We start from the raw sequence: 18,600 nt of genomic DNA, 5'->3' as shown, positions 1-18,600 counted from the left end.
CCGCGTGCCCCACGACTTGATGACAACCGCCTCACCCAGCGGCACCGCCGCACCCGCATCAGGCCACGCGCCGGTGGTCAGCCTGCTCGGCCCCACCGCCTCCGGCAAGACCGCCGCGGCACTGGCGCTGGCCGCGCAGACGCCGATCGAGATCATCAGCCTGGACTCGGCCCTGGTCTACCGCGAGATGGACATCGGCACCGCCAAGCCCTCGCCCGCCGAACTGGCCGCGGTGCCGCATCACCTGATCGACATCATCGATCCTGCCGATAGCTACTCGGCCGCCCAGTTCGTCACCGACGCCGAGCGGCTGATCGTGGAGATCCGCGCGCGCGGCCGCGAACCGCTGATCGTCGGCGGCACCATGCTGTACTACAAGGCGCTGACGCAGGGCCTGAACGACCTCCCGCAAGCCGATCCGGCCCTGCGTGCCGAGCTGGACGCGCTGGCCGCCGAGCGCGGCTGGCCGGCGCTGCACGCCATGCTGGGCGAGGTCGATCCGGTCACCGCGGCGCGCCTCGCGCCCAACGATGCCCAGCGCATCCAGCGCGCACTGGAGATCCACCGCCTGTCCGGCCAGCCCATGTCGGCGCTGCTGGCGCGGCAGGCCGACGAGCGCACTTTTGCCGGCGCAGCCGACCGACGCTACCGCGTAATCGCGCTGGAGCCGTCGGAGCGCGCCGTGCTGCACGCGCGCATCGCCACCCGCTACGACGCCATGCTGGCTGACGGCTTTATCGAGGAAGTGCAGCGGCTGCGCGCGCGCGGCGACCTGCAGCCTACGCTGCCCGCGATCCGCTGCGTCGGCTACCGGCAGGTGTGGGAATACCTCGACGGCGAGACCGATTTCGACACCATGCGCGAGCGCGGCCTGGCCGCCACCCGCCAGCTCTGCAAGCGCCAGCTGACCTGGCTGCGCAGCACGCCCGAGCGGGAGGTTGTGGACTGCCTGGCGCCGGACTACGTCGCGCAGGTGGCGCGGCTGGCGCGGATCGGGCAAGCGTAGCGTCAATGGGAAATGGAGAATGGGGGACCGGTGTGACGGATAAGCGATAATCGTCGTTTATATCTTGCCGATGACGTCAAATCCCGCTATGCCTGCCACCGATTTCGTACTGCGCCCCGCCACTTCCGACGATTGCGAAACCTTGCTCGCGCTGATCACGGGACTGGCCGAATACGAGAAACTCACCCACCTGGTCGAAGCCACACCGGAAAAACTGCGCGAGGCACTGTTTGGCCCGCGCCCGCATGCCGAGGCTGTGCTGGTGGAGGTCCCCGGCGCTCAGGGCCCGCAGGCCGTCGGGTTCGCCTTGTTCTTCCACAATTTCTCGACCTTCCTGGCCAAGCCCGGGCTGTATCTGGAAGATCTCTATGTCGACCCCGCCTGGCGCGGCCATGGGCTGGGCAAGGTCCTGCTCAAGCATCTTGCGGCGCTGGCGGTGGAGCGCGGCTGCGGCCGCTTCGAATGGAGCGTGCTGGACTGGAACACGCCTTCCATTGATTTCTACCGGGCAATGGGTGCGGACGTGATGCCGGACTGGCGAATTTGCCGGGTGACCGGGGACGCGCTGGCGAAGCTGGGCGCGACGGAGTAACTCGGCAGACCGTCGATCGACGGCCTGCGCCCGACGGGCAAAAAAAAAGCGGCGCATGCCTGAGCATGCGCCGCTTTTTTATTGGAGCGGGACCGCTCAGACCACGATGGTCTGCGCCTGGCCTTCTTCACGCTCGCGGATCTCGCCGATCTGCCACACGGCTTCGCCAGCGGCTTGCAGATGACGAATGGCGCGGTCGGCGTCTTCCTTGGCGACGATCACCACCATGCCGATGCCGCAGTTGAACACGCGGTGCATTTCGTCGTCGGCAACGTTGCCCTGGGCTTGCAGCCACTGGAACAGCGGCGGCAGGGTCCAGGCGTCGCGCTGCAGCACGGCGGTCACGTTCAGCGCCAGTACGCGCGGCACGTTCTCGGTCAGGCCGCCGCCGGTGATGTGGGCCATGCCCTTGACCGGCAGGGTCTCGATCAGCGACAGCAGCGGCTTCACGTAGATGCGGGTGGGCGCCATGATGGCGTCCTGCAGGCGCTGGCCGTAGAAGTCTGCGTTCAGGTCCGGCTTGGCCACTTCGATGATCTTGCGCACCAGCGAGTAGCCGTTGGAGTGCGCGCCCGACGAAGCCAGGCCCAGTACCACGTCGCCCGGCACGATGGTGGTACCGTCGATGATGCGGCTCTTCTCCACGGCGCCAACTGCGAAGCCGGCCAGGTCATACTCGCCATCGGGGTACATGCTGGGCATTTCGGCGGTTTCGCCACCGATCAGCGCGCAGCCGGACAGCTCGCAGCCATGGGCGATGCCCTTGATCACGGTCGCCGCGGTTTCCACGTCGAGCTTGCCGCAGGCGAAGTAGTCGAGGAAGAACAGTGGCTCAGCACCCTGCACCAGGATGTCGTTGACGCTCATGGCGACCAGGTCCTGGCCCACGGTGTCGTGGCGGTTCAGCTGGAAGGCCAGCTTGAGCTTGGTGCCCACGCCGTCGGTGCCGGAGACCAGCACCGGTTCCTTGTATTTCTTGGACAGCTCGAACAGTGCGCCGAAGCCCCCGATGCCGGCCATCACGCCTTCGCGCATGGTGCGCTTGGCGAACGGCTTGATGCGGTCGACGAGCGCGTCGCCCGCGTCGATATCGACGCCGGCATCGCGGTAGGAGAGGCCTGCCTGGCCGGAAGTGGGGGATGCGCTCATGGGAACCTGCTTTTCCTGGAGTATGAAGTGAGGAATGCGGCGCTCACGACGGCGATTTGCGGCCGCGAGTCCAGTAGAATTGCAATTTTAACGGATACGGGCTTCCGGCTTCCAGTTTCCGGTGTTCCGTGTCATGAAGTATTGTCCGCAGCCATTCCCGATGAAGATGATTCCGGCAGCCACCGGCGGTTCTGCCCGCGCCCTACAGGCGGTCAGCGCATGCCAGCCGCGACGCGTTTACCTGACAGATGATCCGTACCAAAAGTAACCGATAAGTCATGTTTCAGCGTCCCAAGCAGCTATCGCTTGAACTTGGCAGTCCGCCGCCCTCGACCTTCGAGAATTTTTTCGTTGCGGTCAACCGCGAGCCGGTGCAGCGCCTGCGCGACCTGGCCACGGCAGTGGCGCAGGAGCGGGCCGCCGACCGCCTGATCTACCTGTGGGGCGAAGTGGGCTCGGGCCGCACCCACCTGCTGCATGCGGTCTGCGACAGCGGCTACCAGGCCGGCATCCGTTGCCGCTACCTGAGCCCGCATCACGCCTTGTCGGACTTCATCTTCGACCCGAGCTGCCAGCTCTACACCGTGGACGATGTGGAACTGCTCGACGAAGCGCGCCAGATCGCCGTGTTCTCGCTGTACAACGAGGTCCGGGCTCACGTGCGCACCGCCATCGTGGTGGCCGGCAGCCAGGCGCCGCTGGCCATGCCGGTGCGCGAGGACTTGCGCACGCGGCTGGGCTGGGGCCTGGTCTATCAGTTGGCACCGCTGTCGGACGAGGACAAGATGGCGGCGCTGGTGCAGGCCGCGCGCGAGCGCGGGCTGCAGCTTTCGCCGGAAATCCCGCACTGGCTGGTCACCCGCAAATACCGCGACATGCCCAGCCTGATGGCGCTGCTGGACGCGTTGGACACCTATTCGCTGGAGCGCAAGCGCGCCGTCACGCTGCCCCTGCTGCGGGAAATGTTCGCCGAGTTGCGCGAGTGAGCCAGGGCCTGCGCGCCAGCGCGCGTGACCCATGGCATGCGCCGTGCTTGCCTTTGTTGGCATCCAGAGACGTTAAGAAAGCTCTCACAGTCACGTTAATGTAAAATCGCCGCCCATGAATCTGGCATTGTTCGACCTCGACCACACCTTGCTCCCGACCGACAGCGACCACGAATGGGGCCGCTTCCTGGTACGCCTGGGCGTTGTCGACGAGGAATTCTACCGCCGCAGGAACGACGAGTTCTTCGGCCATTACAAGGCTGGCACCCTGGATATCCAGGCTTTCCTGCGTTTCGCGCTGGCGCCGCTGGCGGCCAATCCGCGCGACCGCCTGGAAGCGTTGCGCAGCCAGTTCATGCGTGAAGTGATCGATCCGGTCATCACGCCGCAGGCGCGCGCACTGGTCTACAAGCACCTCGACGCCGGCGACCTGTGCGCCGTGGTCACCGCTACCAATAGTTTCGTCACCGCCCCGATCACGGCGGCTTTCGGCATCAAGCACCTGATCGCCACCGAGCCGGCCACCGCCAACGGCAAGCCCGACGGCGCCTTCACCGGCGAAGTGGCTGGCATTCCCAGCTTCCGCGAGGGCAAGATAACCCGGGTGGAAGCCTGGCTTAAGAGCATGGGCACCCAATGGGATGCCTTCGAAAACACCACCTTCTACAGCGATTCGGCCAACGACCTGCCGCTGCTGGAGAAGGTCAGCGAGCCGATCGCCGCCAACCCGGACGATCGCCTGCGTCACCACGCCGCCGCGTCAGGCTGGCGCATCATGGACCTGTTCTGACGTGATCAAAAAGCTAATCAACCGGCTGCTAGGCAAGCCGGGCACCCAGCAGCGCCCCGTCAAACGCCGCGGCCAGCGCGCCCATACGCCGAATATCGTTGCGCATGCCGAGCACCAGATCGACCAGTCGCTGATCTCGCGCAATGCCATCAAGGTCACCTCCACGCTGCAGCAGGCAGGCTACGACGCGTTTATCGTCGGCGGCGCGGTGCGCGACCTGTTGCTAGGCATCAAGCCCAAGGACTTCGACGTCGCCACCAACGCCACGCCTGACCAGGTGCAGGCGCTGTTCCGCCGCTCTCGCATCATCGGCCGGCGCTTCCAGATCGTGCACGTGACGTTCTATGGCGGGCGCGAGCAGGAGATCATTGAAGTCTCCACCTTCCGCGCGCTGGTCGACGCGGTCGCCAGCGAGACCTTGCCCGAAGGGCGCCGCCTCAAGCGCTCCGAGCTCGACAGCAAGACCCACGCGATCGATGCCTCTGGCCGCGTGCTGCGCGACAACGTGTGGGGCTCGCAGGCCGAAGACGCGGAACGCCGCGACTTCACCATCAACGCGATGTACTACGACCCCGCCCAGCAACTGGTGTACGACTACCACCAGGGCATGGAGGACATCCGCGCGCGCACGCTGCGCATGATCGGCGATCCGGTCACACGCTACCGCGAAGACCCCATCCGCATGCTGCGCGTGGTGCGCTTCGCCGCCAAGACCGGGTTCACGATCGACGAGGACACCCGCCAGCCGATCGCCGACCTGGCCTCGCTGATCCACAATGTGCCCAGCGCGCGCCTGTTCGACGAGATGCTCAAGCTGCTGATGTCAGGCCATGCCTGGGCGTCGCTGCAGGAGCTGCGCAAGGCCGGCCTGCACCGCGGCCTGCTGCCGCTGCTGGATGTCGCGCTGGAGCAGCCGATGGGCCAGCGCTTCGTGCAACTGGCGCTGGACAACACGGACCAGCGTGTGCAGGTTGGCAAGCCGGTCTCGCCGGGCTTCCTGTTTGCCGCGCTGCTTTGGCACCACGTGCTGCAGCGTTGGACCACGCTGCGCGAGGAAGGCGAACACGCCATCGCCGCGCTGAATATCGCCATGGACGACGTGCTGGAACGCCAGACCGGCCAGCTCGCCATCCAGCGCCGCTTTGTCACCGACATGCGGGACATCTGGGGCATGCAGCCGCGCTTCGAGAAGCGCGTGGGCCGCATGCCGTTCCGCCTGATCGAATCGCCGCGCTTCCGTGCCGGCTTCGATTTCCTCTACCTGCGCTGCGAATCCGGCGAGCAGCCGGCCGAGCTGGCGAAATGGTGGCAAGACTTCCAGGATGCCGATAGCCACGGCCGCGAGGACCTGATCGAGGCAGTGCGCCCGGTGCGCGGCGCCGGCAAGCAAGGCGGCGGCGGCAGCGGCGGCGCGGGCGATGCCGAAGGCTTTGAGCCCGCCGGAGATGGCGATAGCAGCGACAGCGGCGGCCCGGCACGCAAGAAGCGCCGCCGGCGCAGTCCGCGGAAATCGGATAAAGTTTCTCCGCGGAGTGATATGGACGCGAGCCAGGAATCCGGCTCCACTGCAGACCGGAAAACCGGCAAGGTACGCGTCCAGCCGGAGGAATCGTAATGACACTTGCCTTTATCGGCATCGGAGCCAACCTGGGGGACGCCCGGCAGGCTCTGAAAGATGCCATCGTGTGCCTGGCCCAGCAGGTCGGCATCACGGTGCTGGCGAGATCGTCGCTCTATCGCACGGCCCCGGTCGATGCGACGGGCAACGACTATTACAACGCGGTGGTCAAGGTAGAGACCTCGTTCACCGCCGCCCAGCTATTGCGCATCTGTCACCACATCGAGGATCAGTTCGGCCGCGAGCGGCCTTTTCGCAACGCACCACGCACCCTCGACCTGGACCTGCTGGTCTTTGGCGACGAAATCCACCAGGACGAAAAGCTGGTGGTGCCGCATCCACGCCTGGCCGAACGCGCCTTCACGCTGGTGCCGCTGCTTGAGCTGGATGCCGAACTGGTTATCCCTGGCCTTGGCCCTGCGGCGGATTACCTGGCCGCGGTCAGCGCGCAGCGCGTCGAGAAGGTCTCCTTTTGCAAGTGCACTCGGCAACTGGACGCGCGCAGCGATTCCTGAAGCCATGGCCGGCAGCGGCAAGCCGGCCCCGCTTTATCCGCCCTGTACTGTGTAGTTCCCCCTAGCCGACCGGACCCGCCCATGCTCGAACACCTGCGCCGCATTGTGGTGGAAGGCCCCATCGGAGCCGGCAAGACCGCGCTCGCGCAACGCCTGGCGCAAACCCTGCGCACCGGCGAATTGCTCGATGCGGCGCGTGAAAACCCCTTCCTGGAACGCTACTACCGCGAGCCCGCGCGATACGCGCTGCCGCTGCAGCTATCACTGATGAACCAGCGCGCGCAGCAGCTCAAGGCCTGGCAGGCGGCACTGCTGGCGGGCCAGCGCATGGTGGGCGATTTCCTGCACACCAGGGACCGCCTCTATGCCGGGCTGACACTGCCCGAGGACGAACTGGCGCTGTACGACGCCCTCGCCGCGCGCCTGCCGGCCCAAGGCCAGCGCGTAGACCTCGTCATCGTGCTGCAGGCCTCACCCGCCCTGCTGCGCGAGCGCATCGCCCGGCGCAACGCGCCTGGCGAGTCCAGCATCGACGATGCCTATCTGGAGCGGTTGTCGGATGCCTACGGCGAGCTGTTCCATCGCTACGACGAGGCACCGGTCATGATCGTCGACACCGCCCACTTCAGCCCGGTAGACAACGACGCCGATTTCCGTACACTACTGTCGCGCATCGAAAACATGCGTGGCCGCAAGGCCTTTCTCAATCTCGCTGCGCCCTGACAGGCTCTCCCGCCTGCCAGCCTTCACCATAACGACAGCAGTCGCTGCCGCGAATCCCGTGGCCCCATCCTGGGGCCGAGCGCCTCGCGCAGTACGAACTGAAAGGGGCAAAGGCCTTGCCGCACGGATGCAGATGCGTTGATGCACCGATCATGAATGCACTGCCGCATTGCGGCCGGCCCGGCTCCCGTCTCTCTACCGGCCCAACGTCATGAGTTACCTCCTCGACCCCTCCCGCAAGACCGTCACCATCCCCAAGCTGCAAGCGATGCGCGCCGCCGGCGAAAAAATCGCCATGCTGACCGCCTACGACTCCAGCTTCGCCGCGCTGCTCGACTACTGCGGGGTCGAGGTGCTGCTGGTCGGCGACTCCCTTGGCAATGTCATGCAAGGCCAGCAGACCACGCTGCCCGTGACGCTCGAACAGGTTGTCTATCACACCGAATGCGTGGCGCGCGGCAACCAGAGCGCGCTGCTGGTGGCGGACCTGCCATTCGGCACCTATCCCACCCCGGAAGCCACCTTCACCAGCGCCGTGGCGCTGATGCGGGCCGGCGCGCAAATGGTCAAGCTGGAGGGCGGCGACTGGCTCGCGCCCACCGTCAAGTTCCTGGTCGAGCGCAGCATTCCGGTGTGCGGCCACATTGGCCTGACGCCGCAGTCGGTGCACGCGCTGGGCGGCTTCAAGGTGCAGGGCAAGACCGACGAAAGCGCGGCGCAGCTCAAGCGCGACGCGCTCGCGCTGCAAGCCGCGGGCGCCCAGCTGATCGTGATGGAAGCCGTGCCGGCGGCTGTGGCCGGCGTGGTCACCGGCCTGCTGACGATCCCGACCATCGGCATCGGCGCCGGCGCGGATTGCTCCGGCCAGGTACTGGTGCTGCAGGACATGATCAACGTCTACCCGGGCCGCAAGGCCAAGTTCGTGCGCAACTTCATGGAGGGCGCCAGCTCGATCGAGGCCGCCGTGCGCGCCTACGTGGCGGCCGTGAAGGACGGCAGCTTCCCGGCCGTCGAGCACACCTTCTCGGCCTGAGCGCGCGCCGGCAATGGAGATCGGTGCCGCCACCGCTGCGGCCTTTGCGCTTCTGGCCAGCGGTGACGGCGCCATCTGGTTCATCGTCTGGACCTCGCTGGTAGTGGCCGTGCTCGGGCTGGCGATGGCCGCCGTGCCGGCCATCGGCGCAGCCTACCTGATCGCCACCCACGATTTTCCCGGGCGGCGTGTGGTGGTGGTGATGGCGCAGGCCTTCCTCTCCTTCCCGACCGTGCTGGTCGGACTGATCCTCTACCTGCTGTTCACCCGCCACGGGCCGCTGGGCAATTTTTCCTTGCTGTTTACCCGCAGCGGCATGGTGCTCGGGCAGGCGGTGATCGGCTTCCCGGTGGTGCTGGCGTTTGCCCTGTCCACCTTGCAGGGGGCGGATGCGCGGCTGCGTGAAACCGCCTGGGTACTGGGTGCCGGGCGCTGGCGGACCTTTTTCACCGTCCTGCGCGAGATGCGCTTCGGCCTGATGGCCGCACTGGTGGCGGGCTTTGGGCGGGTCATCGCCGAAGTCGGCTCGGCGCTGATGATCGGCGGCAATATCGAAGGCGCCACCCGGACCATCACCACCGCCATCGCGCTGGAAACCAGCAAGGGAGAATTCGCCCAGGGTATCGCGCTGGGCGTTGTGCTGATCGCACTGGCAGTGCTCGTCAATGTGATGCTGGCGTGGCTGCAAGGCGCGGGAGGATTTCGCCGATGAGCACCCTGCCCGCGCGCCGCACGCCTGACGGGCAGGCGTTGCCGCCTTCCCAGCTGCCGCCGCTGCTGAGGGTGCGCGGCTTGCAGCGCCAGGTAGGCGCGCGGCGGCTGTTCGATATTGCCGAGCTGGCCTTCCCGCGTGCCGCTGTGGTGGTGCTGACCGGTGTCAATGGCGCGGGCAAGAGCACGCTGCTGCGCATGGTGGCGGGGCTGGAGCGCGCACCCGGCGCGACCGTGGCCTGGACCAGCGCGGACGGCACGCCGCGCAACGCCGCACTCGATCCGCTGCCCGCCGCGCTACGCCAGCGCATTGCCTACCTGCACCAGCATCCCTACCTGTTTCGCACCTCGGTGCGCGAGAACATCGCCTATGGCCTGAAAGCGCGTGGCATGCCCGACGACGAAGTCAGGCGGCGCGTGGGAGCCGCGCTGGGCTGGGCCGGCATCACGCACGTGCAGGACACCGCCCCCGAATGCCTGTCCGGCGGCGAGGTGCAGCGCGTGGCACTGGCCCGCGCCAAGGTGCTGGAGCCAGATTTGCTGCTGCTGGACGAGCCCACCTCCAGCCTGGACGGCCACGCTCGCGAACAGGTGATCGGCCTGGTGCAGGACCTGGCCGCCGAAGGCCGCAGCGTGGTGATGGTCTGCCACGATCGCGAGCTGATCAACCTGCCGGGCGTGGTGCGCTGGAAGCTTGGCGACGGGCGGCTGGATACGCGCCACCCCTGAACGCCTGGATCAGGCTGTTGCCGGCAACTCCGCCGACAGTACACCCCGCAGCGAATTCGCCAGCGCTAGTGCCTCCGCACTCAGCAGCATGGCCCGTGTGACAACCGCCTCGCGCACCGTCGCGCCGAGGTAGCGTGCACCATCGCCCAGCACCGCAGCGCGCATCACGCCGGGCAGGATATCGGCGGCCAGCGGCGGCGTCAGCCACTCGCCTTCCACCTTGACGAACACGGAGCTGCGGCCGCCTTCGAGCAGCTCGCCGCGGGCGTTGAAGAACAGGCTGTCGAAGGCGCCGGCGCGCTCGGCCGCTTGCCAACCGGCGTCATAGACGGCGCGCGCGCTGGTCTTGTGGCGGCGCAACGCGTCCGCGACCGGCAGCGCCTGCGCGGCCAGCACTACGCGCGCCGGGACCGCGGCGAGCGGCGCCATCGGTCCGTGGGCAATGGTGAAGCTGCCTGCCTTGTCCAGCGCCAGCCGCAGGCGCCAGGTGCCGGCCCCGAGATCCGCCACAGCCGCCTGTACCAACGCCAACGCACGAGCGCGCTCAAACCCGAAGCCGAAGCACGCAGCGGAAGCCGCCAGCCGCGCCAGATGCTGATCCAGGCGCTGGCACGCCCCGTCTTCCGCCCGCATGGTTTCGAACAAGGTAAAGCCCGGATCGTGCGCGGTCAGGAAGCGCGCCTTCCAGCCGCACTCGGCAAATTCACCCGCGGCGTCGCTGTCATGCACGATGCCACCGCCCACGCCCATCTCGCCCGCGCGCAGTCCGTCGGCACCCTGCGCGCCCAATACCAGCGTGCGGATGGCGACCGACAGCGCAAAGGTACCCGGCCACGCCTGCGCTTGCCCTTCGCCGGGCGCATCGATCCAGCCGAGCGAGCCGGTGTAAAGGCCGCGCGGCGCACTCTCCAGCTCGCCGATGATCTCCATGGTGCGCCGCTTGGGCGCGCCGGTGATGGAGCCGCAGGGAAACAGCGCGCGCATCAGATCCGCCAGGCGGGTGCCGGCGCGCGCCCTGGCAGTCACGGTGGAGGTCATCTGCAGCACTTGGCCGAAGGGCTGCACCACGAAGCGATCGGGCACGGCCACCGTACCCGGCACCGCGACGCGGCCCAGGTCGTTGCGCAGCAGGTCGACGATCATCACGTTCTCGGCGCGGTTCTTGGCGTCGGCCGCCAGCGCCAGCGCGGCCTCGGCATCGCGCGCGTCGTCGCCCGTGCGCGGCGCCGTGCCCTTCATCGGGCGGGTGAGCAACTGGCCCTGGCCGTCATGCCGGACGAACAATTCCGGCGACAGCGACAGCACCCAGCCATCGCCCGGCAGCCGCGCCAGCGCGCCGTAGGGCACCGGCTGGGCGGCACGCAAGGCGGCATAGAGCGCCAGCGGATCGCCAAACTCGGCAAAGCGCAGGCGCTGCGTGAAATTGACCTGGTAGGTGTCGCCGGCTTCGATCCATTGGTGAATGCGAGCAATGGCAGCATGGAAAGCCGGCTCCGGCGTGTCGGCCAGGACATCCATCAAGCCGGCCGGCTGATCCGGGGACCGCGCCAGCCATTGCGCGACCAGCGCCTTGTCCAGCCGATGCATCTCCCTGAACCACAGCAGGCGCAGCGCGCCATCGTGGAAGGGCAATGCGCAATCGACATGGACCGGCACGCCAACCAGCGGACCGCCGAATTCGTAAGGCGCGAACAAGGTGGCGTGCCAGCCCTGGCCCCAGCCATCGGCCAGCAAGGCATCGAGCGTGCCGAGCGCGGAGGCATCCGGCAGCACGTCTTCACGGGCAAAGCCGGTGTACAGGCGCGATGCCGCCTCGCCCGGCGCGGCGGTGGCATTGTCGAGCAGGACGAAAGGCTCGGCGTTGGCCGGGAAGGGGAACGTGCGGATCGGGGAAACTGCCACGGGAAATCACCAGCGTAAATTGAGGTCGCCGGGAGGCGGGCGACATCGCATTATCGCGCGCCCGCTCTGTGCCCGGCCCTATCCCCTCTGGAGCAGAGGGCCGAGGACAGGGGTGGCTTGAAGCGAAGCCAACGATTTGATCGGCGCCCAAAAAACAAAAAAGCCGGCCACGCATCAAAGCGTGGCCGGCCGCATGTCCCAAGCCGGATCAGCTGAAGAAGCTCTTCACCTTGTCCAACCAGGATTGCTCCTGCGGGCTGTGGCGCGAGCCACCTTCATGCACCGAGCGGTCGAACTGGCGCAGGATGTCCTTCTGCGCCTCGGTCAGCTTGACCGGCGTTTCCACGTTCACGTGCACGTAGAGGTCGCCGGGGTAGCCCGAGCGCACACCCTTGATGCCCTTGCCACGCAGACGGAAGGTCTTGCCGGGCTGGGTGCCTTCCGGCACCGGGAAGCTGGCCTTGCCGCCCAGCGTGGGCACTTCCAGGTCGCCGCCCAGCGCCGCGGTGGCGAAGGAAATCGGCATCTGGCAGTGCAGGTCGTCGCCGTCGCGCTCGAACACCGCGTGCTGCTTGATGTGGACTTCCACATACAGGTCCCCCGGGGGGCCGCCGTTGATGCCCGGCTCACCATTGCCCGAGGAGCGGATGCGCATGCCCTCGTCGATGCCGGCGGGAATCTTCACTTCCAGCGTCTTCTGCGACTTCAGCTTGCCCTGACCGTGGCACTTGGTGCACGGCTTGGGGATGTGCTTGCCGGTGCCGTGGCACTTGGGGCAAGTCTGCTGCATCGAGAAGAAACCTTGCGACACGCGCACCTGGCCCGCGCCATGGCAGGTCGGGCAGGTTTCGACGTTGGTGCCGGGCTCGGCGCCATTGCCGTGGCAATGCTCGCACTCGTCCCAGTGGGGCACCCGGATCTGCGCGTCGTGGCCGTGGGCGGCCTGCTCCAGCGTGATTTCCATGCTGTAGCGCAGGTCGGCGCCGCGGTACACCTGCGGGCCGCCGCCACGGCGTCCGCCGCCAGCCTGGCCGCCTTGCTGGCCGAAAATATCGCCGAAGATGTCGCCGAAGGCTTCGGCGAAACCGCCGTAGGCCTGGCCGCCGCCACCGAAGCCGCCCGCCATGTTGGGGTCAACGCCGGCGTGGCCGTACTGGTCGTAGGCTGCCTTCTTCTCAGGATCCGAAAGCATCTCGTAGGCCTCTTTGACCTCCTTGAACTTCTCTTCGGAATCCTTGCTGTCCGGATTGCGGTCCGGGTGGTGCTTCATCGCCAGCTTGCGATAGGCCTTCTTGATCTCGTCGTCGCCGGCGTTCTTGCCCACCCCGAGCACTTCGTAAAAGTCACGTTTTGCCATGGTGGCTGCTTACCTGATGGGCCCGGAAGCGTCCAAAGCCCGCCCGGGCGAAATAGCAAAAAAGCCGAGCGAGGCATTCGACGGCGGTAACCCGCTTGGTCCAATGTCCGTCGCCCGGCGTCGGGATGGGGGCTGGCGCTGGTGTTGCGCACCGCGCCCCCGCCCCGCTCTTCCATTACTTCTTGTCGTTGACTTCCTTGAACTCGGCGTCCACGACGTTATCGTCCTGCGGATGGGCTTGCTGATGGCCCGCGCCGGCAGCACCGGCACCGGCTGCGCCCGCGGCGCCCGCCGCACCCGCTTCGCCGGCCTGGGCCTGCATGTCCGCATAGACACGCTCGCCCAGCTTCTGGCTGGCTTCGGACAGCGCGCTGACCTTGGCATCGATCTCGGCCTTGTCGCCGCCGCGTGCGGCGTCTTCCAGTTCCTTGATCGCGGCTTCGATCTTTTCCTTCTCGCCCGCTTCCAGCTTGTCGCCGTATTCGGTGACAGCCTTCTTGGTCGAGTGGATCAGCGCGTCGGCCTGGTTGCGGGCGTCCGCCAGCTCACGGGCCTTCTTGTCTTCCTCGGCGTTGGCCTCGGCGTCCTTCACCATGCGCTGGATCTCGTCTTCCGACAGGCCCGAGTTCGCCTTGATGGTGATGCGGTTTTCCTTGCCGGTCGCCTTGTCCTTGGCGCCCACGTGCAGGATGCCATTGGCGTCGATGTCGAACGAGACTTCGATCTGCGGCGTGCCGCGTGCGGCCGGCGCGATGCCTTCGAGGTTGAACTCACCCAGCAGCTTGTTGCCGGTGGCCATTTCACGCTCGCCCTGGAACACCTTGATGGTCACGGCCGGCTGGTTGTCGTCAGCGGTCGAGAACACCTGCGCATGCTTGGTCGGGATGGTGGTGTTCTTGGTGATCATCTTGGTCATCACGCCACCCAGCGTTTCGATGCCAAGCGACAGCGGCGTCACGTCCAGCAGCAGCAGGTCCTTGCGGTCGCCCGACAGCACGGAGCCCTGGATCGCGGCGCCAACGGCGACGGCTTCGTCCGGGTTCACGTCCTTGCGCGCTTCCTTGCCGAAGAACTCCTTGACCTGTTCCTGCACCTTGGGCATGCGGGTCATGCCGCCGACCAGGATCACGTCGTCGATTTCGCTGACCTTGACGCCGGCGTCCTTGATGGCGATGCGGCACGGCTCGATGGTGCGCAGGATCAGTTCCTCGACCAGCGATTCCAGCTTGGCGCGGGTCATCTTCAGGTTCAAGTGCTTCGGACCGGAGGCATCCGCCGTGATGTACGGCAGGTTGATTTCGGTCTGCTGCGAGCTCGACAGTTCGATCTTGGCCTTTTCAGCGGCTTCTTTCAGGCGTTGCAGCGCGAGTACGTCCTTGGACAGGTCGACGCCCTGGTCCTTCTTGAACTCACCGATGATGTAGTCGATGATGCGCTGGTCGAAGTCTTCGCCGCCCAGGAAGGTGTCGCCATTGGTCGACAGCACTTCGAACTGCTTCTCGCCGTCAACGTCGGCGATCTCGATGATCGAGATGTCGAACGTGCCGCCACCCAGGTCATACACGGCGATCTTGCGGTCGCCCTTTTCGTTCTTGTCCAGGCCAAAGGCCAGCGCGGCCGCGGTCGGCTCGTTGATGATGCGCTTGACGTCCAGGCCTGCGATGCGGCCAGCGTCCTTGGTGGCCTGGCGCTGCGAGTCGTTGAAGTAAGCCGGCACCGTGATCACGGCTTCGGTCACCGGCTCGCCGAGGTAATCTTCGGCGGTCTTCTTCATCTTGCGCAGCACTTCGGCGGACACCTGCGGCGGTGCCAGCTTCTGGTCGCGCACGGACACCCATGCGTCGCCGTTGTCGGCCTTGACGATGGTGTACGGCATCAGGCCGATGTCCTTCTGCACTTCCTTTTCTTCGAACTTGCGGCCGATCAGGCGCTTCACCGCATACAGGGTGTTGCGCGGATTGGTCACCGCCTGGCGCTTGGCAGGCGCGCCCACCAGGATCTCGCCGTCTTCCATGTAGGCGATGATCGAAGGGGTGGTACGCGTGCCTTCGGCATTTTCGATCACCTTGGGCGTATTGCCTTCCATGATCGCGACGCAGCTATTGGTGGTACCGAGGTCGATACCGATGATCTTACCCATTATTCTCTCCTCTTGAGCCCCGCTATCCGCGGGGACTGCAATTCATCCTGAGGCCGAAATGTGGCCGTCCGGGGCCATTTCAAGGGCCGGAAGTGCAATTCCGACTAAATTTCTCGGCTTCTCCTTCTGATCAACGGCAGGCTGGCTGGCCAAGTTGCAGGGTGTTAGGAGACGTTGCGCGCCAAGCGTGGTTTTTGTGCTTCTTGCATCATTTAAAACAGAGGCGGCTAACGGCCTCGCTGCCACAGGACATCGCTGCCCCCGCCGGCCCGGTTGAGCACGCGCGACAGTACGAACAGCAGGTCGGACAAGCGGTTCAGGTACTGGCGGGGCGCCTCGTTCAGGGCTTCCTGCGCGCCCAGCGCCACCAGCGCGCGCTCGGCGCGCCGGCACACCGTGCGGCACACATGCGCCGCCGCCGCGGCCCGGCTGCCGCCCGGCAGGATGAACTCGGCCAGGCGCGGCAGGTTGGCATTGTAGTGATCCAGCCATGCGTCCAGCTGCAGCACCTGCTCGGGCTTGACCAGCACGTAGCCGGGGATGGAGAGCTCGCCGCCAAGGTCGAACAGATCGTGCTGGATATGCAGCAAGGCCGAGCGGACGTCGTCGGGCAGCGTCTCGGTGAGCAGCACGCCAAGGTTCGAGTTGAGTTCGTCCACATCGCCGATGGCGGCAATGCGCAGGCTGTCCTTGCTGGTGCGGCTGCCATCGCCAAGCCCGGTGGTGCCGGCATCTCCGGTGCGGGTGGCGATCTTGGAGAGGCGATGGCCCATGCGGGTCTCCTGCGTTGGCGAATCCAGCATTATGGCGTGCATCCGGCCCTTAGCGTTAGCGCGTGGCCCGGCGCCGGGTGGCGGTTGCGGCGCCCGCCCAACGAGCCGCCCCGGGCGCGGCGTAGAATAAAGGGATTCGCTTGATACGCTACCGGGTGCGATTGCCGGCGCCGTTCAGCGCGGCCTTGCCATGGCATGGCCGGCGCTGCGCGTCCCCGGCCCCCACAGACCCGCCGGAGACGCCATGAACCAACCCCTTGCCCACGCCGCGCTGGTGCGCCAACCCCTGCCCGCCGCCGTGCGCGACGCCCTGCAGGCCCGCTTCGGCGAACGCTTCTCCACCTCCCCCGGTGTCTGCGACCACCACGGCCGCGACGAGTCCCCCTTCCCGCCGGCAGCGCCGGACGGCGTGGTCTTCGCCCACACCACCGAGGAAGTAGCCGAAGTGGCCCGCCTGTGCAACGAGCACCGTGTGCCGCTGATCGCCTACGGCGCCGGCTCCTCGCTCGAAGGCCACCTGCTGGCGGTGGCTGGCGGCATCAGCCTGGACCTGTCGCAGATGAACAGGGTGCTGTCGGTGCAACCCGAAGACCTGAACGTAACGGTGCAACCGGGCGTGACCCGCAAGCAGCTGAACCAGGAAATCAAGGACTCCGGCCTGTTCTTCCCGATCGACCCGGGCGCCGATGCCTCGCTGGGCGGCATGTGCGCCACGCGCGCCTCCGGGACCAACGCGGTGCGCTACGGCACCATGCGCGAGAACGTGCTGGCGCTGACGGTGGTCACCGCCGACGGCCGCATCATCAAGACCGGCACCCACGCCCGCAAGTCCTCCGCCGGCTACGACCTGACCCGCCTGATGATCGGCAGCGAAGGCACGCTGGGCATCATCACCGAGGTGACGGTGCGGCTGTACCCGCAGCCCGAGGCCATCTCGGCGGCCATCTGCAGCTTCCCCAGCATGGGCAGCGCGGTGCGGGCAACCATCGAGACCATCCAGTTGGGCGTGCCCGTCGCGCGCGTGGAGTTCGTCGACGCGCTGGCCATCCGCGCCATCAACCGGCACGACAACCTGTCCATGCCGGAGGCACCGCACCTGTTCTTCGAATTCCATGGCACCGAGGCCGGCGTCAAGGAGCAGGCCGAGACCGTGCAGCAGATCGCCGCCGACAATGGCGGCCAGGGCTTCGAATGGGCCACGCGCCCGGAAGACCGCAGCCGCCTGTGGAACGCGCGCCATACCGCCTACTTCGCCATGCTGCAGCTCAAGCCGGGCTGCAAGGCGGTCACCACCGACGTGTGCGTGCCGATCTCCCGCCTGGCCGATTGCGTGACCGGGACCGAGCGCGACCTCAACGCGTCCAGCCTGCCCTGCCCCATCGTGGGCCATGTGGGCGACGGCAATTTCCACGTCGCGATCCTCACCGACCCTGAGAAGCCCGAGGAGCTCGCCGAGGCCGAGACCATCAACCGGCGCATCGTGGAGCGCGCGCTGGCCATGGGTGGCACCTGCACCGGCGAGCACGGCGTGGGGCTGCACAAGATGGATTTCCTGGTCAGCGAGCACGGCGAAGACGCGCTCGACCTGATGCGCGCCATCAAGAACGCGCTCGATCCCAACCACATCCTCAACCCGGGCAAGATCTTCCGCCCGGTACGCTAAGGGCTCGCGCGGCATGGCATCCGTGTTCAACCGCGTCCCGCCGCTGCACCTGCTGATCGCGTTCGAAGCCGCCGCCCGGCTGGGCAGCTTCGCACGCGCGGCCGAGGAGCTGTCGGTCACGCCCAGCGCGGTGTCGCACCGCATCAAAAACCTGGAGGAGCTGTGGGGCGAGGACCTGTTCGTGCGCGCCAACGCCGCGCTGCGGCTGACGGCCGCTGGCACGCGCTACCTGCGCAATGTGCAGGATGCCCTCAAAGCGCTCAACGAACTGGCCCGGCCCGAGTACAACAAGCTGCGCACCCGCCTGCGCGTGGCGATCCCGCCCACCTTCGGCCGCCAGCACCTGGTGCCGCGCCTGCCCGAGTTCACGGCACTGTACCCGCACATCGACACCGAGTTGCACCTGGCCATCCCCTTCCTGGACGTGAAGGCGGAAGACACCGATGTGGAGATCCGCTACGGCACGGGGCGCTACCCCGACCTGAAAACCACCAAGCTGCTGGTCGAGCCCGTGTTCCCAGCCTGCGGGCGCGAGTACTACGAGCGCATCGACGGCCGCGCCATCACCAAACCCGAGCACCTGCACAACCTGGTGCTGCTGCGCAGCCCGCTGGAACCCTGGAAGCCCTGGTTCGAGACAGCCGGCCTGGACTGGCCCGAGCCCCAGACCGGCCCGCAGTTCAACGACATCGGCCTGATGCTTGAAGCCATCGCATCCAACCAGGGCGTGGCGCTGGTGCGCCAGCGCATGGCCCGGCACTGGCTGTCGCTGGGCCAGATGGTGCGGCTGCTGGACATCGAATCGGTGTCGCCGCACGGCTACTACATCGTCGAGCGCGAACAGGCGCCGCTCAAGCCGGAGGCACGGTATTTCGTCGACTGGCTGCTCAGCCTGGACTGGTAGCACCTCAAA

Annotated in this window: 17 protein-coding genes; 12 read left to right on the top strand and 5 right to left on the bottom strand. The window is 66.9% G+C overall.

The annotated features are described in order from the left end of the window. Window positions 1–19 precede the first annotated feature (19 nt). Window positions 20–1,006 carry a tRNA (adenosine(37)-N6)-dimethylallyltransferase MiaA gene (gene miaA / locus AC1DQR_RS12335; protein ID WP_477133084.1) on the top strand — a complete coding sequence of 329 codons (987 nt, stop codon included), beginning with the start codon at window positions 20–22 and terminating at the stop codon, window positions 1,004–1,006. A gap of 88 nt (window positions 1,007–1,094) precedes the next feature. Beyond that, window positions 1,095–1,598, top strand: coding sequence for a GNAT family N-acetyltransferase (locus tag AC1DQR_RS12330; RefSeq protein ID WP_416049631.1), 504 nt, complete (start codon window positions 1,095–1,097; stop codon window positions 1,596–1,598). Window positions 1,599–1,694: 96 nt separating this feature from the next. On the opposite strand, the gene purM is transcribed toward AC1DQR_RS12330, so the two are convergent. Further along, entirely contained in the window at window positions 1,695–2,747 is a 1,053-nt protein-coding gene (gene purM, locus AC1DQR_RS12325; RefSeq protein ID WP_477133083.1) for a phosphoribosylformylglycinamidine cyclo-ligase, read from the bottom strand. Window positions 2,748–3,025: 278 nt separating this feature from the next. On the opposite strand from purM, the gene hda reads away from it, so the two are divergent. From hda to AC1DQR_RS12285, 8 genes are all read left to right on the top strand, one after another. Further along, window positions 3,026–3,733: a DnaA regulatory inactivator Hda gene (gene hda, locus AC1DQR_RS12320; protein WP_043349383.1), complete on the top strand. Its 708-nt coding sequence runs from the start codon at window positions 3,026–3,028 to the stop codon at window positions 3,731–3,733. 115 nt (window positions 3,734–3,848) lie between these two features. After that, a complete protein-coding gene (locus AC1DQR_RS12315) occupies window positions 3,849–4,523 on the top strand; it encodes a histidinol-phosphatase (protein WP_416049632.1) in 675 nt (224 codons plus the stop codon). 1 nt (window position 4,524) lies between these two features. Then, the gene (pcnB, locus tag AC1DQR_RS12310; protein ID WP_416049633.1) at window positions 4,525–6,138 is read left to right on the top strand and encodes a polynucleotide adenylyltransferase PcnB; all 1,614 of its coding nucleotides are present in this window, start codon (window positions 4,525–4,527) and stop codon (window positions 6,136–6,138) included. Next, window positions 6,138–6,656: a 2-amino-4-hydroxy-6-hydroxymethyldihydropteridine diphosphokinase gene (gene folK, locus AC1DQR_RS12305; RefSeq protein WP_150985983.1), complete on the top strand. Its 519-nt coding sequence runs from the start codon at window positions 6,138–6,140 to the stop codon at window positions 6,654–6,656. The genes pcnB and folK overlap by 1 nt, the downstream gene beginning before the upstream one ends. An 81-nt stretch (window positions 6,657–6,737) precedes the next feature. Next, window positions 6,738–7,379, top strand: coding sequence for a deoxynucleoside kinase (locus AC1DQR_RS12300; protein ID WP_416049634.1), 642 nt, complete (start codon window positions 6,738–6,740; stop codon window positions 7,377–7,379). A 211-nt stretch (window positions 7,380–7,590) separates the two neighbouring features. Next, on the top strand, window positions 7,591–8,412 hold the full coding sequence (gene panB / locus AC1DQR_RS12295; RefSeq protein ID WP_416049635.1) for a 3-methyl-2-oxobutanoate hydroxymethyltransferase: 822 nt from the start codon (window positions 7,591–7,593) through the stop codon (window positions 8,410–8,412). 13 nt (window positions 8,413–8,425) lie between these two features. Further along, a complete protein-coding gene (locus AC1DQR_RS12290) occupies window positions 8,426–9,124 on the top strand; it encodes an ABC transporter permease (RefSeq protein WP_416049636.1) in 699 nt (232 codons plus the stop codon). Continuing rightward, window positions 9,121–9,852, top strand: a complete 732-nt coding sequence (locus AC1DQR_RS12285; protein WP_477133082.1) for an ATP-binding cassette domain-containing protein — start codon at window positions 9,121–9,123, stop codon at window positions 9,850–9,852. The genes AC1DQR_RS12290 and AC1DQR_RS12285 overlap by 4 nt, the downstream gene beginning before the upstream one ends. A 9-nt stretch (window positions 9,853–9,861) precedes the next feature. Here AC1DQR_RS12285 and AC1DQR_RS12280 read toward each other — a convergent pair whose 3' ends face one another. From AC1DQR_RS12280 to AC1DQR_RS12265, 4 genes are all read right to left on the bottom strand, one after another. Then, window positions 9,862–11,754: a chorismate-binding protein gene (locus tag AC1DQR_RS12280; RefSeq protein ID WP_477133081.1), complete on the bottom strand. Its 1,893-nt coding sequence runs from the start codon at window positions 11,752–11,754 to the stop codon at window positions 9,862–9,864. A 208-nt stretch (window positions 11,755–11,962) separates the two neighbouring features. Next, on the bottom strand, window positions 11,963–13,111 hold the full coding sequence (dnaJ, locus tag AC1DQR_RS12275; protein ID WP_150985979.1) for a molecular chaperone DnaJ: 1,149 nt from the start codon (window positions 13,109–13,111) through the stop codon (window positions 11,963–11,965). Between the two features lie 175 nt (window positions 13,112–13,286). Further along, window positions 13,287–15,293 carry a molecular chaperone DnaK gene (gene dnaK, locus AC1DQR_RS12270; RefSeq protein ID WP_367651384.1) on the bottom strand — a complete coding sequence of 669 codons (2,007 nt, stop codon included), beginning with the start codon at window positions 15,291–15,293 and terminating at the stop codon, window positions 13,287–13,289. A 185-nt stretch (window positions 15,294–15,478) separates the two neighbouring features. Then, window positions 15,479–16,024, bottom strand: a complete 546-nt coding sequence (locus AC1DQR_RS12265; RefSeq protein WP_416049639.1) for a cob(I)yrinic acid a,c-diamide adenosyltransferase — start codon at window positions 16,022–16,024, stop codon at window positions 15,479–15,481. A 244-nt stretch (window positions 16,025–16,268) separates the two neighbouring features. Between AC1DQR_RS12265 and AC1DQR_RS12260 the strand changes: the two genes are divergently transcribed. Continuing rightward, window positions 16,269–17,687 (top strand): FAD-binding oxidoreductase, encoded by a 1,419-nt coding sequence (locus AC1DQR_RS12260; RefSeq protein WP_416049640.1) that lies wholly within the window; start codon window positions 16,269–16,271, stop codon window positions 17,685–17,687. A gap of 13 nt (window positions 17,688–17,700) precedes the next feature. After that, window positions 17,701–18,591 carry a LysR substrate-binding domain-containing protein gene (locus AC1DQR_RS12255; protein ID WP_150985975.1) on the top strand — a complete coding sequence of 297 codons (891 nt, stop codon included), beginning with the start codon at window positions 17,701–17,703 and terminating at the stop codon, window positions 18,589–18,591. Window positions 18,592–18,600: the final 9 nt, after the last annotated feature.

The sequence above is a fragment of the Cupriavidus sp. 05L411 genome, from assembly GCF_056398045.1.
The sequence above is the reverse complement of the archived record's forward strand: the minus strand, read 5'-3'. Positions and strand labels throughout refer to the sequence as shown.

Bases quoted from the DNA above. Each gene is read 5' to 3' on its own strand.
- miaA (WP_477133084.1), top strand. From the start codon at position 20: ATGACAACCGCCTCACCCAGCGGCACCGCCGCACCCGCATCAGGCCAC.
- AC1DQR_RS12330 (WP_416049631.1), top strand. From the start codon at position 1,095: ATGCCTGCCACCGATTTCGTACTGCGCCCCGCCACTTCCGACGATTGC.
- purM (WP_477133083.1), bottom strand. From the start codon at position 2,747: ATGAGCGCATCCCCCACTTCCGGCCAGGCAGGCCTCTCCTACCGCGAT.
- hda (WP_043349383.1), top strand. From the start codon at position 3,026: ATGTTTCAGCGTCCCAAGCAGCTATCGCTTGAACTTGGCAGTCCGCCG.
- AC1DQR_RS12315 (WP_416049632.1), top strand. From the start codon at position 3,849: ATGAATCTGGCATTGTTCGACCTCGACCACACCTTGCTCCCGACCGAC.
- folK (WP_150985983.1), top strand. From the start codon at position 6,138: ATGACACTTGCCTTTATCGGCATCGGAGCCAACCTGGGGGACGCCCGG.
- AC1DQR_RS12300 (WP_416049634.1), top strand. From the start codon at position 6,738: ATGCTCGAACACCTGCGCCGCATTGTGGTGGAAGGCCCCATCGGAGCC.
- panB (WP_416049635.1), top strand. From the start codon at position 7,591: ATGAGTTACCTCCTCGACCCCTCCCGCAAGACCGTCACCATCCCCAAG.
- AC1DQR_RS12290 (WP_416049636.1), top strand. From the start codon at position 8,426: ATGGAGATCGGTGCCGCCACCGCTGCGGCCTTTGCGCTTCTGGCCAGC.
- AC1DQR_RS12285 (WP_477133082.1), top strand. From the start codon at position 9,121: ATGAGCACCCTGCCCGCGCGCCGCACGCCTGACGGGCAGGCGTTGCCG.
- dnaJ (WP_150985979.1), bottom strand. From the start codon at position 13,111: ATGGCAAAACGTGACTTTTACGAAGTGCTCGGGGTGGGCAAGAACGCC.
- AC1DQR_RS12265 (WP_416049639.1), bottom strand. From the start codon at position 16,024: ATGGGCCATCGCCTCTCCAAGATCGCCACCCGCACCGGAGATGCCGGC.
- AC1DQR_RS12260 (WP_416049640.1), top strand. From the start codon at position 16,269: ATGAACCAACCCCTTGCCCACGCCGCGCTGGTGCGCCAACCCCTGCCC.
- AC1DQR_RS12255 (WP_150985975.1), top strand. From the start codon at position 17,701: ATGGCATCCGTGTTCAACCGCGTCCCGCCGCTGCACCTGCTGATCGCG.